The sequence below is a fragment of the Mycobacterium sp. DL592 genome (assembly GCF_011694515.1).
In the GTDB taxonomy this organism is placed as follows: domain Bacteria; phylum Actinomycetota; class Actinomycetes; order Mycobacteriales; family Mycobacteriaceae; genus Mycobacterium.
This window is the reverse complement of sequence record NZ_CP050192.1, coordinates 4,563,748-4,578,240: the sequence shown is the minus strand read 5'-3', so window position 1 is coordinate 4,578,240 and position 14,493 is coordinate 4,563,748. Positions and strand designations below refer to the sequence as shown.

Annotated in this window: 14 protein-coding genes and 1 pseudogene; 4 read left to right on the top strand and 11 right to left on the bottom strand. The window is 67.1% G+C overall.

Annotation, left to right across the window (positions count from 1 at the left end):
- Positions 1-18: 18 nt before the first annotated feature.
- The 10 genes from HBE64_RS22075 to HBE64_RS22030 form a co-directional block, all read right to left on the bottom strand.
- Positions 19-921, bottom strand: a complete 903-nt coding sequence (locus HBE64_RS22075) for an aldose 1-epimerase (RefSeq protein ID WP_167107157.1) — start codon at positions 919-921, stop codon at positions 19-21.
- Between the two features lie 9 nt (positions 922-930).
- Positions 931-1,173 (bottom strand): acyl carrier protein, encoded by a 243-nt coding sequence (locus tag HBE64_RS22070; protein WP_208300523.1) that lies wholly within the window; start codon positions 1,171-1,173, stop codon positions 931-933.
- A gap of 17 nt (positions 1,174-1,190) precedes the next feature.
- Complete coding sequence (locus HBE64_RS22065; protein WP_167107155.1) at positions 1,191-2,408, bottom strand: dihydrolipoamide acetyltransferase family protein; 1,218 nt, start codon at positions 2,406-2,408, stop codon at positions 1,191-1,193.
- Positions 2,405-3,430, bottom strand: coding sequence for an alpha-ketoacid dehydrogenase subunit beta (locus tag HBE64_RS22060; protein ID WP_167107154.1), 1,026 nt, complete (start codon positions 3,428-3,430; stop codon positions 2,405-2,407). Before HBE64_RS22060 ends, HBE64_RS22065 begins: the two co-directional genes overlap by 4 nt.
- Positions 3,427-4,398 (bottom strand): pyruvate dehydrogenase (acetyl-transferring) E1 component subunit alpha, encoded by a 972-nt coding sequence (gene pdhA / locus HBE64_RS22055; RefSeq protein ID WP_167107153.1) that lies wholly within the window; start codon positions 4,396-4,398, stop codon positions 3,427-3,429. Before pdhA ends, HBE64_RS22060 begins: the two co-directional genes overlap by 4 nt.
- On the bottom strand, positions 4,395-6,179 hold the full coding sequence (acsA, locus tag HBE64_RS22050) for an acetate--CoA ligase (RefSeq protein WP_167107152.1): 1,785 nt from the start codon (positions 6,177-6,179) through the stop codon (positions 4,395-4,397). The genes pdhA and acsA overlap by 4 nt, the downstream gene beginning before the upstream one ends.
- An 8-nt stretch (positions 6,180-6,187) precedes the next feature.
- Positions 6,188-6,445 (bottom strand): hypothetical protein, encoded by a 258-nt coding sequence (locus tag HBE64_RS22045; protein ID WP_167107149.1) that lies wholly within the window; start codon positions 6,443-6,445, stop codon positions 6,188-6,190.
- Positions 6,446-6,541: 96 nt separating this feature from the next.
- Positions 6,542-7,711: an FAD-binding oxidoreductase gene (locus tag HBE64_RS22040; RefSeq protein ID WP_167107146.1), complete on the bottom strand. Its 1,170-nt coding sequence runs from the start codon at positions 7,709-7,711 to the stop codon at positions 6,542-6,544.
- Between the two features lie 56 nt (positions 7,712-7,767).
- Positions 7,768-8,436, bottom strand: coding sequence for a GAP family protein (locus HBE64_RS22035; RefSeq protein WP_167107144.1), 669 nt, complete (start codon positions 8,434-8,436; stop codon positions 7,768-7,770).
- Positions 8,437-8,561: 125 nt separating this feature from the next.
- Positions 8,562-8,930 carry a hypothetical protein gene (locus HBE64_RS22030; RefSeq protein WP_167107141.1) on the bottom strand — a complete coding sequence of 123 codons (369 nt, stop codon included), beginning with the start codon at positions 8,928-8,930 and terminating at the stop codon, positions 8,562-8,564.
- A 56-nt stretch (positions 8,931-8,986) separates the two neighbouring features.
- Between HBE64_RS22030 and HBE64_RS22025 the strand changes: the two genes are divergently transcribed.
- The 3 genes from HBE64_RS22025 (at position 8,987) to HBE64_RS22015 (ending at position 11,359) form a co-directional block, all read left to right on the top strand.
- On the top strand, positions 8,987-9,553 hold the full coding sequence (locus tag HBE64_RS22025) for a nucleoside deaminase (RefSeq protein WP_167107138.1): 567 nt from the start codon (positions 8,987-8,989) through the stop codon (positions 9,551-9,553).
- 18 nt (positions 9,554-9,571) lie between these two features.
- On the top strand, positions 9,572-10,516 hold the full coding sequence (locus HBE64_RS22020; RefSeq protein ID WP_167107135.1) for an antibiotic biosynthesis monooxygenase: 945 nt from the start codon (positions 9,572-9,574) through the stop codon (positions 10,514-10,516).
- A 96-nt stretch (positions 10,517-10,612) separates the two neighbouring features.
- Positions 10,613-11,359 (top strand): 3-oxoacyl-ACP reductase family protein, encoded by a 747-nt coding sequence (locus HBE64_RS22015; protein WP_167107132.1) that lies wholly within the window; start codon positions 10,613-10,615, stop codon positions 11,357-11,359.
- Between the two features lie 4 nt (positions 11,360-11,363).
- On the opposite strand, the pseudogene HBE64_RS22010 reads toward HBE64_RS22015, so the two are convergent.
- Positions 11,364-11,688: pseudogene (locus HBE64_RS22010) on the bottom strand (hypothetical protein).
- Between the two features lie 152 nt (positions 11,689-11,840).
- Between HBE64_RS22010 and clpB the strand changes: the two are divergent.
- Entirely contained in the window at positions 11,841-14,387 is a 2,547-nt protein-coding gene (gene clpB, locus HBE64_RS22005) for an ATP-dependent chaperone ClpB (RefSeq protein ID WP_167107129.1), read from the top strand.
- The last annotated feature ends 106 nt before the right edge of the window (positions 14,388-14,493 follow it).

The following is a 14,493-nucleotide window of genomic DNA, read 5'->3' as shown; positions in this document are numbered from 1 at the left end:
ATCAATCTCGGCGAGAAGTCAGGCGACGCGGATGGTGAAGACCGACGTGGCGGGCAGGCCCGGCTCCGCGACGGGATAACCGCCCGCACGTAAAGCGTTGGTGGGCGCCGCCATCGGTTCGATGGCCACCAGTTCCTCACCGAGGGGCGCGAAGACCTGCGCGGCGGGGTAGCCGCGGTCGAAGACGATCTCGATACGGCGGTCCCCGCCGGACAGGGCGAACACCGCCCCCGGCTCGACCCCGTCGAATCCGTCATCGAACGTCTTGTTGCCCAGCGGTTCCGAGAAGGCCGCCCAATCCTCCGCCGCTCCCGTGGGGATACCCCGCTCGTCGACAGGTAGGTGCCGCAGCCTTGGTGCCTGCAGCGTCCACTCGGCGCGCGGAACCTCAGGGATGGCGAAGTAGGGGTGGAATCCGTAACACAGCGGCACTGCCGCGGCGGTGGTCGGGTTCACCGTCGTCTGCACGGTCAGAGCCCGGTTGTTCAGCGTGACGTCCAGGGTCAGCTCGTGCGGGAACGGGAAGCTGGCCAGCAACCCCGGCAGGCTCCCGAAGTCGAGGTCGGCGGCCAGCCGATCGCCGGACTGTTCGGTGACCAGCCAGCCCGGGTATGCCGAGAGCACACCATGTATCGGCAGGCCGTTGCCGTCGGCACGCACCCCGCCAACCCCGGGTGTCACTGTCACCGCACCCCCGTCGACGCCATAGGTGTTGGCGCTCAACCGGTTTGCCCACGGGTAGAGGATGGGCACCCCCATCGTCTTGCCGTTGTCCAGATAGGCCTGCAGGCCGCGCCGCTGCCCGAGCAGTTCGACACCGCCGTCGGCCAGCGAGGTGCAGATCATTCCGGCCGACGGCACGAAGGTTGCGGTGAGCGCCGAGGTGGGATCGGTGAGGACGACAGACGGCAGCTGGGCCATCGTCGAAGTCTAGCGATGCGCGCCGATATAGCTCGTCAGGTCGTCGATGGTGCGCAGCGACTTGTACTCGGACTCCGGGATGTCGACCTCGAAACGTTCATGCAGGCGTACCAGGAAGTTCAGCCAGTCCATCGAGTCCAGGTCCACCTGGTCGCGCAGCAGTTCGCTGTCGGACAGATCGCCCTCCTCGACCTCGGGTGCGATCGCGAGCAGCTCGGCGACCACCTGGTCGCGGATGTCGGCGGTACTCATCATGGGCTCCTTAGTGCTTACAGTTCGGCGGGCTGCTGCAGCAGGCGGTCGATCTCGGCGAGGAACAGCGCGCCGCGCGCACCGTCGCTGGCGCGGTGGTCGGCGGCCAGACTGGCCTGCACCGTGGTCGCCACCCGGATGCCGCCGTCGACCACCACCACCCGCTGGGCGGGCTTGCCGAATCCGACGATCGCGACCTGCGGGGGATAGATGACCCCGAAGACGGAGTCGACGCCCTTGTCGCCGAGATTAGTGAGGGTGATGGTGGGATCGGACATCTCTGAGCTGCGCAGCGAGCCGGCCCTGGCGCGGGCCACCAGATCGGTCAGGTCGCGCATCAACTCGTCGAGTTTCTTCTCGTTGACGTCGTGGATCGCCGGGGCCACCAGGCCGCCGCCTCGCAATGAGATCGCCACGCCCACATGGACTTGCGTGGAGGCTTCGAAGCCGTCGTCGTGCCAGAACCCGTTGAACTCGCCGTAACGTTGGGCGGCCAGCGCGACCGCTTTAAGTTGCAGCACCGCCGCCAGCATTCGCTCGGTGATAGGCACCCCGGCGTTCTGCTCGGTGAGCCAGGCCAGCGCGGTGTCGAGGATGATCTCGTCCGACAGGTAGTAGTGCGGGATCTCGCGCTTGGAGCGGCTCATCGCCGCCGCGATCGACGCCCGCATGGCAGCACCGCGTTCACGGGCCTTCTGCGCCGCCGACTTGGGCTCAGCGGAGACGACGGGCTTCGATGCGGGCTTGGGCTTTTCGTGATGGGCGGTGGCCGCGGCGTGTTCGACGTCGTGCAATGTAATCGCGCCCTGCGGGCCGGTGCCGGTCAGCGTCTTCAGGTCGACGCCGAGCGACGCCGCCGTGCGCCGCGCCACCGGTGAAACCCAGAGTCGGTGCCCGACCGGCGGCTGCGGGTGCGCATCGGTAGGTGTGACAGCCGCCGCCGACGGGGCCGCCTCGCTGACCGCGGCGGGTGCGGCCGGGCGCGGCTGCGGGGACGCACCGGCTTCCAGGATGGTGGCCAGCGGTGTGCCCACCTCCACGGTCTGGCCCACCGGAACCAGTAATTCGCCGATAACACCGTCGTGCCAGCATTCGATTTCGACTGCAGCCTTAGTGGTTTCGACGACGGCGACGATCTGGCCGCGGCTCACGGTGTCGCCGGGTTTCACTAGCCACTCGTTGAGCGTGCCCTCGTCCATATCGGCGCCCAGCGCCGGCATCGTGAAGTCGATCACGATCTGCCCATTCCCGGGTCGCTGCGCTCCTGCCCGCCGGTGCTCACCCCGGCATCCCCGAACAGGCCGCGCACCGCAGCCACGATCTTGTCCGGTTGGGGCAGGGCGGCTTCCTCGAGATGCTTGGCATAGGGGATCGGCACTTCGACGGTGCAGACCCGGGCGATCGGCGCGTCGAGCTCATAGAACGCACCCTCGACGATGCGCGCACTGATCTCGCCTGCCAGGCTGCCCGTGCGCCACGCCTCGTCGACGATCACCGCACGATGCGTCTTGCGCACCGAGTCCAGGATCGTCTGGTCGTCCAGCGGGCGCAGCACCCGCAAATCGATGACCTCACAGTCGATTCCGGCCTGCGATAACTGGTCGGCGGCGTCGAGCGCCTTGGGCAGGCTGCCGCCGTAGGCGACGATGGTGACGTCGGTGCCCGCGCGCCGCACTGCCGCCCGCGCGATGTCAGTCGCCGAGAAGGACTCCACATCGGCGGCCAGGTTGTACAGGCCGACGTGCTCGAAGATCACCACCGGGTCGGGATTGTCGAGCGCAGTGCGCAGCATCCCGTAGGCGTCGACCACTGTGGCCGGGGCCAGCACCGTGATGCCGGGGATGTGGGCATACCAGTTCTCCAGGCTGTGCGAATGCTGCGCGGCCAGCTGGCGCCCGGCGCCGGTCGCCATCCGCACCACCAGTGGAACCGAGAACTGCCCGTTGGACATATGGCGAAGCGCCGACGCGGTATTCACGATCTGATCCAGGGCCAGCAGGCTGAAGTTGACCGTCATCACCTCGACCAGCGGCCGCAGCCCGCCCAGTGCGGCACCGATCCCGATCCCGACGAATCCCAGCTCCGAGATCGGGGTGTCACGGATGCGATCCGGCCCGAACTCCTCGAGCAGACCCTTGGACACCGCATAGGTGCCGCCGTAGCGGCCAACGTCCTCACCGAGCAGCACCACCCGCTCGTCGGTGCGCATGGCGTCGGCGATGGCGTCGTGCAGGGCACTGCGATAGGTCGCCTTCACGACACTGCCTGCGGCGTCATGACATCCCGGGTGAGGTCCTCGACGCTCTCCAAGGTCCCAGCCTCGGCGTAGGCCACCGCGTCGGCGACCTCGCCCGCGACCGCGTCCTCGATGGCCGCGATGTCCTCGGCGGTGACCAGGCCTTCGGTCAGGCAGGTGTCGGTGAACGTGCGAATGGGGTCGTGTTCACGCCACTTCTCGACTTCGGCCTTGTCGCGGTAGAGCTCCGGATCGAACATCGAGTGCGGCCGGAACCGGTAGGTCCGGAACTCCAGGAAGAACGGTCCGCCTTCGGTGCGCACATGCTCGACCGCCTGCTGCATCGCGGTGTGGCAGGCCAGCACGTCCATGCCGTCGGCGCTGGCGGCAGGGATCCGATAGGACTCCGCGAGCACGAGCAGGTCGACGTCGGAGAGCTCCCGCTCGATCGAGGTGCCCATCGCGTAGCGGTTGTTCTCGCAGCAGAACAACACCGGCAGCTTCCACAGCTGCGCCATGTTCATGGTCTCGTGGAAGGCGCCTTCTGCCATCGCACCCTCACCGAAGTAGCAGGCGGACAGCCGGTTTCGTTTCAGATAGGCGTCGGCGAAGGCCAGTCCGGCCGCGGTGGGCAGGCCGCCCGCCACGATCGCATTGCCGCCGTAGAAGCGCCGGTCGGCATCGAAGAGGTGCATCGAGCCGCCGCGGCCGCCCGAACAGCCCTGCTGTTTGCCGAACATCTCGGCCATGATCTTGGTCATCGGGATTCCGCGCAGCAGGGCGTGCGCGTGCTCGCGGTAGGTCGCGATCACCGCATCCTCGGCGCCCAGGACGCGCAGTGACCCGGCGGCCACGGCCTCCTCCCCGACATAGAGGTGCAGAAAACCGCGGATCTTGCCGGCGCTGTACATCTCGGCGCACTTCTCCTCCATGCGCCGCACCCGGATCATGTCGGTCAGCAGCTCCCGCGCCAACCTCGGGTCGGTCATGCTTTCACCCCCGCCGGGCTTTCCACGGTCGAGATGTCGCCCTCGGGCAGGCCCAGTTCGCGGGCCTTGAGAAGCCGGCGCATGATCTTGCCGGATCTGGTGTGCGGCAACGAGTCCACGAAGTCGATCTCCTTGGGCGCCACCGCCGCTCCAAGTCGCTTGCGGGCATGCCCCATGAGGTCGCGGCGCAGCGCCTCGTCACCGGTGTAGCCGGACTTCAGCGTGACGAACGCCTTGACCAGTTCGCCGTAGGTCGGGTCGGGTTTGCCGATCACCGCTGCCTCTGCCACGGCAGGATGGTCGGTCAGCACGTTCTCGACCTCGAACGGTCCGATCAGGTGCCCCGATGCCTTGATGACGTCGTCGGCTCGCCCGACGAACCACAGGTAGCCGTCGGCGTCACGCTTGACCAGATCGCCCGACAGGTAGAGGTCCCCGTGCGGATCCGGGTGAAAGCACTTGCGGTAGCGCTCGTCCTGGTTCAGATAGCCGCGGAACATCGACGGCCAGCCCACCCGCAATGCCAGCTCGCCCTCCACGTCGGGTTCGTCGATGATGCGCACGCACCCGGTCTCCTGGTCGTGCTCGACGACGCAGGCGTCCACACCCGGTAGCGGCCGGCCCATCGAGCCGGGCTTGATGTCGAAGGCAGGGGTGTTGGCCACCATGATGCCGCCGGTCTCGGTCTGCCACCAGTTGTCGTGAATCGGCAAGCCCAGCACACGCTTTCCCCACCAGACCGCCTCGGCGTTGAGCGGCTCACCGACGCTGGCAATGAAGCGCAGCGCGGGGAAGCGGTACTCGGCGGCCAGTTCCGGCCCGGCTTTGATCAGCATCCGGATCGCTGTCGGCGCGGTGTACCAGACGGTGACGGCCTCGTCCTGCAGGATGCGGTACCAGCGCTGCGCGTCGAACTCGGCCTCGTCGATGATCGACGTGACCCCGTGCAGCAGCGGCGCGATGATCCCGTAGGAGGTCCCGGTGACCCAACCGGGATCTGCTGTGCACCAATAGATGTCGTCGGGATGAAGGTCCAGTGCGTAGCGGCCGGTGATGTAGTGCATGGCGACGGCACCATGTATGTGCTGGGCGCCTTTGGGCGTGCCGGTGGTGCCGCTGGTGAAATGCAGCAGTGACGGGTCGGTGGCGGTGGTGTGTTCGATGGGCGCTTCCTCGGGTGCGTCATCCATCAGCCGGTGGAAGTTCTGGGTGCCCGGGACGTCGTCGCCGACGACCAGGACGTGCTTGACTGAGGTCAGTTGGTCGCGGATCTTGGCGATCTTGCGCTTGTAGATCGCCGCGGTGGTGACGATGACGTCGGCCGAGCCGATGTTGACCCGAGTGGCGATCGGCTCGGGGCCGAAGGCGGAGAACAGCGGGGAGACCACGCTGCCGTTGCGCAACGCACCGAGCATGCTGACATAGAGCTCGGGGACGCGACCCATGATCACGAAGACCCGGTCGCCTTTGCCGATCTGCAGCCCGCGCAGCACGTTGGTGAACTTGCGGGTCAGCCGGCCCAGCTCGGCGTAACTGACATCGTGGGTGACCAGCTCGTCGCTGTCCGGGGCGTCAGCGACGAACCGCAGGGCGGTGCGTTCGGCGTGCGGCCCCTCGGCGTGGCGGTCGACGGCCGCGTATGCGATGTTGCAGCCCCCCTCGCCCATTCCGGCGCACAGCTCGGGCACCGCCGACCAACTGAACGACGCTCGGGTCTTCTCGTAGTCGGTCAGGTTCGGTGCGACCTTGAAGTCGCCCACCCCCTTGTGGATGACGTCCATGGGCCCCCCTAGAACTGCGGCGGGGTGAGCACGCCGTCGCGGCGTGCCCGCCCCAGGTTTGCCATCACCCGTTCGATCAGCGCGGCGTAGGCGGCACCGTCTTTGAGAATGTCCCCGTGGCCGTGATGACGCAGGTACGCGTCCAGCCGCCGCTCGAGCGAGTAGTCCCAGTACTCGCGCCCGGTGAAGCGCGAACAGAGGAATTGCCAAGCGACGGAGTCGAGTTCGCGGTCCACGGCCTCGTCAGCCGAACCGGTGGTCGTCATCCCAGCCCCTTATTACCAACCCCATGGACTGTGATGGTCGTCGCATGCAGAGGTGTACGTAAGGGACGAAAGTCACAGAAGTCGTGGCCCGCGGCCTCAACCCGAGAGCGGATCGTGCTGGATGCGATCCGGTGGTGCGCCCTTGCTGATCAGGGCTTCGCGGGTGGCGCGCACCATGTCGGGTCCGCCGCAGATCAGTATCTGCCGATCACCCCAGCCGCCGTACTTCGTCACCACCTCGGGCAGCCGCCCGGTCTGGCGAACGTGCAGTCCGCGCGGCGGTTGCACGTCGGGGTAGTCCGCAGCCCACGGCGGGTCGCCGGGATACTCCGACACCGGCGAGACCGACAGCCACGGGCTGGTGGCTGCGATCTCCCACAGGGTGCGCAGGTCGTAGAGCTCGCAGGGATAGCGGGCACCGAAGAACAGGTGGACCCGCGGGTTGTCGCCGAACCGGCACAGGTCCATGATGATCGCCCGCAGCGGGGCGAGGCCGGTGCTGCCCGCCACCATCAGCACGTCGCCGCCGTCGCGGTCGACCTCGAGTGCGCCGTGCGGGCTCGACAGGCGCCAGCGGTCGCCGGGGCCGCACTCGGAGACCATCGAGTTGCTGACCATCCCGCCGAGCACGGACCGGACGTGGAACTCGATATAGCCGTCCGGGTCCGACGGCATGGCGGGGGACAGATACCGCCAGCGCCGCGGCCACTGCGGAATCTGGACGTTCACGTACTGGCCCGGGTGGTAGGGCATCGGCCGATCCAGCTTCAGCCGCACCACCGCGAGGTCACGGGATACCCGGTGGTGTTCGACGACCGTGCCGTCCCACCAGGCCGGGCCCTCCTCGGCGTCGGCCGCCCCGGACATGATCCCGATGATCAGGTTGATCGCCTGGGTCGCGGCGTCGTCGACCGCATGGCTCCAGTCGTCGATGAGGTGGCTGCGCATCGTGGTGTACCAGGCCTGCCGCAACGTCGCGTAATGCCCTTGCGTCACACCGTATTTGCGGTGGTCCCGGCCGAGCTGCGCCAGGAAGGCCACCGGGGCCTGTGCGCGTTGTGCCACGAACTCGCCAAACACCCAGTGCATGGCCTGCCCGAACACCGCGCGCTGGTGGCCCAGCTCGGGCGGGAACAGGTCCCGCACCCCGGTGTCGATGGCGAACCACCGGGTGTACAGGCGGCGGATCAGCTCGTCGGAGCCGGCCGCGTGCGGGTCCAGCGCAGCCTGCAGCACCAGCAGTGCGTCACGATCCTCGAGGCCCACGGCGCGATCTTAGGCCCACCATCGAGGGGCGGTAGCGGAGTGGGAGTCACCTGCGGCTAGAGGCCGTGAACGCCCTTGTACAACACCATCACACCGATGACGATGAGGATCCCCGCCACTAGGACCGCGTGCTTTTCTTCCATCCAGTTCTTCAGCTTGGTCAGCGGCTCGTCAAGTCGCTCGCCGGCCACCAGGTAGGCCAGCACCGGCAGCGCGACCGACGACGCGGCGACCGCGGTGAACACCAGGTCCGCGGTCCACGCACCGGTGGCACCCAGGCCGGCTGAACCGATGGCCAAACCCGCTGCGGCACACATGAACAGAACCTTCGGGTTGATCACCGCGAGGACGACCGCGGTGACGAAAGCGCGTGGGGGCTTGATGGTGGTCATCGACGTCAGCCAGGCCGGAGTGTGCGCGGAGCGGTTGCGGGTGAACCATCGGTAGAGCCCGAACACGATGAGCGCGACACCGATCGCGATGCGAACGTAGGGCGCCCACTGCGGCTGCTTGTTGAGCCCGCCGAGCGCGTTCGAGATCGCCACGAACCCCGCCGTCAGACCGCCGATGCCGACAATCCAGCCGAGCAGGAAGGCCATGCTGGTCGGGCGCGGAGCGGGTGTGTGCAGCATCAGGATGCCGGGAATGATCGACAGCGGCGAGAGCGTGATCACCAGCGCCAGCGGGATGAGTTCGGCTAGCTCTGAGCCAAGACTGCTCGTCACGGGTGTCTCCTGCCGTAGTCGGACAACGTGCGGCCACGGCTGACCGTACTATCTGTGCCCGTGGGCACGGATGCCGACGAGGAAAAGGGTGACGACGGCCACGGTCGCCGCCAGAACGCCCTGATCTACGTCTCGGGGATAGCAGCGGGGCTGTTGTTGCTGATCTTGCTGTTCGCGGTGATCCACACCGCGCAGAGCTCACGGCACCGCGAGAGTCCTGCGACGCAGTCGTCGGTGACTCGAACCACGTCGACGACGACCTCCAGGACGCCCACGACAACGACGACAACACGGCCGATCTCCACCACGGAGTTGAACCCCACCGTCGGGCCGCCACCACCGCCGCCTGTCGAGACCGCTGGCGAGTTGACGCCGCCGCCGGAGAATTCCCCCACGCCTACTCCGACGACGACCGTCACGGTCACCAATCCGTACGCCACGACATCGCCACCGAACGCCGGCGCGTACTGAGCGCTCGGGTTGCGCGCGCACACCGAAGCGCTACGGTAGCGGCTGAATCCGAAATCGGTTGTCGGCGGAGGGAATCGATATGAGCCCTGACGAGCTGATGGTCGAGGCGTGCCGGCTGGCCAAGGAGTCGGTGGATAACGGCTGGGGCGGGCCGTTCGGGGCGGTGATCGTCAAGGACGGCGAGATCGTTGCGCGCGGCCAGAATCGGGTACTGCTGACCGGTGATGTCACCGCGCACGCGGAGATCGAGACCATCAGGAGGGCATGCGCCACACTCAATCCGGAGGCGCCCACGATTGCCGTCGACCGGGTCAACGAGTCGCTCCTCGAACTTGTCCCACGTCCACCTGGATCGGCTGACAAGGTGCCGATGAGGGCGAAAATGCTTATGGGACATGAGATTTATATCAGCGGTGCACCTTGTCCGATGTGTATGAGCGCCATCTACTGGGCCCGAATCGACGCCGTGTACTTCGCAAACGACCTCGCCGAGACGAGCCGGATAGGTTTCGACGACGAGTTTCAGTACGACGATTTCGCCAAGCCCTATGCGCAGCGCAGCATCGCCATCCGGCAGTTCCGGCCCGACCTGGCGGCGGCTGCCTACGAGGCATGGCAGCACCGCCCCGGCAAGCATCCCTACTGAGGTGAGATCCTGACGGCCATGAGCGCAGCGACGGTCGTCACGATCTTTCACCCGACGAACGACTCGGCCGGCTTCACCAAGTGGGCCGGTGATCTGCAGGCGACGGCCGGCGAGGCGACCGACTTCCGCGTCTCGGTGCTGGGGGAGTCGCGCCTGGACTGGGGCATCGCGGCCAGCTTCGGCACTGAACGGGCGCTGCACGCGTGGCTGGACAGCGACGCCCGCCGAGCAGTGCTCGATCTCGGTGAGGCGCGGGGCATCCTGCGCGCCACCGCTGATCTGGTGATCACCGAGGACGGTCGGGTGCCCTCCGGTGTGGGCCTGTTCAGGCACGCCGTGTCGGCCGGCAGGGAAGCCGAATTCATCGCTGCGCAAGCGCAATTGGCCGGAGCGAGCTCTCGGTTCGGTGGTTTCGAAGGGTGCTGCGCCTTCGCCCCCGGCGCGAGCGGTGAGTCGTTTTCGGTGTTGCGATTCCGTACCGATGATCAGCTGGTGACCTGGCTTGGGTCGCAAGAACGGATCGACGCGCTCGGCCCGCTGCGTTCGAGTCTGAGCCGGGAGTTCTCCCAGGTGTTCGCCACGACGGCCTTCGGTACGACGATTCGCACCGAGAACGGCCGCACGGCGATCACCCCGAAGTGGAAGACCGCGATGCTGATCCTGTTGGTGCTGTACCCGACGGTGATGCTGTTGTCGCGATTCGTGGGTCCGCTGCTCGATGGTTCGGGTGCCCCGCCGTGGCTGGCGATGTGGCTGAGCCAGGTGGTCAGCGTTGCCGCGCTGCAGTGGGTGCTGATGCCCTGGGCCGGACGGCGGTTTCGCCGGTGGCTCGACCCCGTCGACGGGGCCGGGGTGCGCACCACGATGGTTGGTGCCACCGTGCTGGTCGCCGGCTACCTGGCGACGCTCACGCTGTTCGCGGCTGTGCAGTGGCTGCAGTACTGGGACTACTCCCACAGCTAGGTTGCCATCTATGTGATGCCCGTCACGTCAGGAATCTCGGCCTCTGCTGCCACGCTTGACCCGAACGAAGCCACGACAACCCTGGGAGCATCGACCATGAGCACAGCATCACTAACTGGGCGGCGGGCACTGGTGACCGGCGGATCGCGCGGCATCGGCGCGGAGATCGTGCGGCGACTGACCGCCGACGGAGCTGCCGTGGCCTTCACCTATGCCAATTCGGCAGCCGTGGCCGAGAAGCTGGTCGCCGATGTGGCGGGCAACGGCGGTAAGGCGGTGGCGATCCGCGCCGACGCCGCCGATCGGTCCCAGATCGCAGCTGCGGTCGAGCGCAGCATCGCCGAACTCGGCGGCCTGGACGTCCTGGTGAACAATGCGGGCGTCGCCGAGATAGCCGCCATCGAGGACCTCACCGCCGAGCAGTTCGACACCATGGTGGCGATCAACATCGGTGGCGTGTTCTGGGCGACCCGCAGCGCGATTCCCCACCTGGGTGAAGGGGCACGGATCATCAACATCGGCAGCGTCAACGCCGACCGGGTGCCAGGCCCGGGGCTTTCGGTGTACGCGATGACCAAGGGCGCGGTGGCGTCGTTTACCCGTGGGCTGGCCCGCGAACTCGGCCCGCGCGGGATCACCGTCAACAACGTCCAGCCCGGGCCGGTCGCCACCGACATGAATCCCGACGAGGGCGAGTTCGCCGACAGCCTGCGCAGCATCATGCCGCTGGGGCGGTATGGCCACACCAGTGACATCGCCGCCGTGGTGAGTTTCCTGGCCGGCCCCGAGTCCGCGTTCATGACCGGGGCCCATGTCACCGTCGACGGCGGGTTCGTCGTTTAGCTCATCAGCGGGTGCCCGATGTCCTGGTGCTGGGTTTGAGCATCCAGGCCGGCACCCAGTGCGTCCACCGGCTTGCGCTTGGCTCCGTAGGCGATCTCATAGGTGACCAGACCCCACCAGTCGCCCTGCTCGCACAGACCCCAGCAGCTCAACGTTCCTTCTACGACCTTGTGCATCTGTAGGCCGTGCGGGTGATAGTGCCCGGTGCGGTGCGGCGCGCGGGGAAACAGCGCGGTCAGGTCGACGAGCACGGGCTGCGGTGGGCGCACCGGCCGAAACGGCGCCGGCACGGGCTGGCCGTTGTAGCCGATCGACGTACGCTCACCCATTGATCGATCATATGTTCGAGTGAGGGGCGGAAAAAGATGTGCCGGAAGGCCCTACCGTAGATCCGTGGAAATTCGTAGACTTGAGCGGAACAGACTCAACATTGGCGGCGTTGTAAACCTCGACAAGCTTTTCTAGACGAAATGGAGGTGTCGTGGATTCTTTCAACCCGACAACCAAGACTCAGGCGGCACTGACCGCCGCGTTGCAGGCTGCCAGTGCGGCCGGTAACCCGGAGATCAGGCCCGCCCACTTGCTGTTGGCGCTGCTCACGCAGGCCGACGGCATCGCTGCGCCATTGCTCGAGGCTGTCGGGGTCAATCCGGCCACGATCCGCACCGAGGCGCAACGGCTGGTCGACCGACTTCCCACGAGCAGCGGTGCGACCTCACAGCCGCAGCTCTCGCGTGAGTCGCTTGCCGCGATCACCGCTGCTCAGCAACTGGCCACCGAGATGGACGACGAGTACGTCTCTACCGAACACCTGATGGTCGGGCTGGCCACCGGCGACTCCGAGGTCGCCAAGCTGCTGACCGGAGCGGGTGCGTCGCCGCAGGCCCTGCGCGAGGCATTCGTGAAGGTGCGCGGCAGTGCCCGGGTCACCAGTCCCGATCCGGAAGCCAGCTACCAGGCTCTGGAGAAGTACTCCACCGACCTGACCGCGCGCGCCCGTGAAGGCGAGCTCGACCCGGTCATCGGGCGCGACAACGAGATTCGTCGCGTCATCCAGGTGCTCAGCCGGCGCACCAAGAACAACCCGGTGCTCATCGGCGAGCCCGGTGTCGGCAAGACAGCCATCGTCGAAGGCCTGGCGCAGCGCATCGTGGCAGGCGACGTACCGGAAAGCCTGCGCGACAAGACCGTCGTCTCCCTGGACATGGGGTCCATGGTTGCCGGCGCGAAGTACCGCGGTGAGTTCGAGGAGCGGCTCAAGGCTGTCCTCGACGACATCAAGAACTCGGCCGGGCAGATCATCACCTTCATCGACGAGCTGCACACCATCGTCGGTGCCGGAGCCACCGGTGAAGGTGCGATGGACGCCGGCAACATGATCAAGCCGATGCTGGCCCGTGGTGAACTGCGGATGGTCGGTGCCACCACGCTCGAGGAGTACCGCAAGTACATCGAGAAGGACGCCGCCCTGGAACGTCGCTTCCAGCAGGTTCTGGTGGGTGAGCCCTCGGTCGAGGACACCGTCGGAATCCTGCGCGGTCTCAAGGACCGCTACGAGGTGCACCACGGCGTGCGGATCACCGACTCCGCCCTGGTGGCGGCCGCGACACTGTCCGACCGCTACATCACCTCGCGCTTCCTGCCGGACAAGGCCATCGACCTGGTCGACGAGGCCGGATCGCGGCTGCGCATGGAGATCGACTCCCGTCCCGTCGAGATCGACGAGGTCGAGCGTCTGGTGCGCCGCCTGGAGATCGAGGAGATGGCGCTGGCCAAGGAGGAGGACGCCGCGTCCAAGGAACGACTGGACAAGCTGCGCGCCGAACTGGCCGACCAGAAGGAGAAACTCGCTGAGCTGACGACCAGATGGCAGAACGAGAAGAACGCCATCGACATCGTCCGCGACCTCAAGGAAGAGCTGGAGCACCTGCGCGGTGAATCCGAGCGGGCCGAGCGTGACGGCGACCTGGCCAAGGCCGCCGAGCTGCGTTACGGCCGCATCCCCGAGGTGGAGAAGAAGCTCGACGCGGCGCTGCCCCAGGCGGAGGCGCACGCCAACGTCATGCTCAAGGAAGAGGTCGGACCTGACGACATCGCCGATGTCGTCGCGGCGTGGACCGGAATTCCGGCCGGCCGGCTGCTCGAGGGCGAGACCGCCAAGCTGCTGCGGATGGAGGACGAACTCGGCAAGCGAGTCGTCGGACAGAAGAAGGCCGTGCAGGCGGTGTCGGACGCGGTCCGTCGCAGCCGGGCCGGGGTCGCCGACCCCAACCGCCCGACCGGGTCGTTCCTGTTCCTCGGTCCGACCGGTGTCGGCAAGACCGAACTGGCCAAGGCGCTGGCCGACTTCCTGTTCGACGACGAACGGGCAATGGTCCGCATCGACATGAGCGAGTACGGCGAGAAGCACTCGGTGGCCCGGCTCGTCGGCGCCCCGCCCGGGTACATCGGCTACGACCAGGGCGGTCAGCTCACCGAGGCGGTGCGTCGCCGGCCGTACACGGTGGTGCTGTTCGACGAAGTCGAGAAGGCCCACCCGGACGTGTTCGACGTGCTGCTGCAGGTCCTCGACGAGGGCCGGCTGACCGACGGTCAGGGCCGCACGGTCGACTTCCGCAACACCATCCTCATCCTGACATCGAACCTCGGTTCGGGCGGCAGCGAGGATCAGGTGATGGCGGCGGTTCGGTCGGCCTTCAAGCCGGAGTTCATCAACCGCCTCGACGATGTGCTGATCTTCGAGGGGCTCGATCCGGACCAGCTCGTGCAGATTGTTGATATCCAACTGGCCCAATTGCAGAAGCGGCTCGCCCAGCGCCGCCTCGAACTCGAGGTGTCGCTGCCCGCCAAGAAGTGGCTGGCCGACCGCGGTTTCGACCCGGTTTACGGTGCCCGGCCGCTGCGGCGGCTGGTGCAGCAGGCCATCGGAGACCAGCTGGCGAAGCTGTTGCTCGCCGGTGATGTGCACGACGGCGACGTCGTGCCGGTGAACCTCTCGCCGGACGGTGACTCGCTCATTCTGGGATGAGCGCTCGCGCGAAGACCGCGGGCCTGGGATGAGCGCTCGCGCGAAGACCCTCGAGCTGGGATGAGCGCTCACACAAGGTCCCCGCACTTCGGTGCGGGGACCTTGT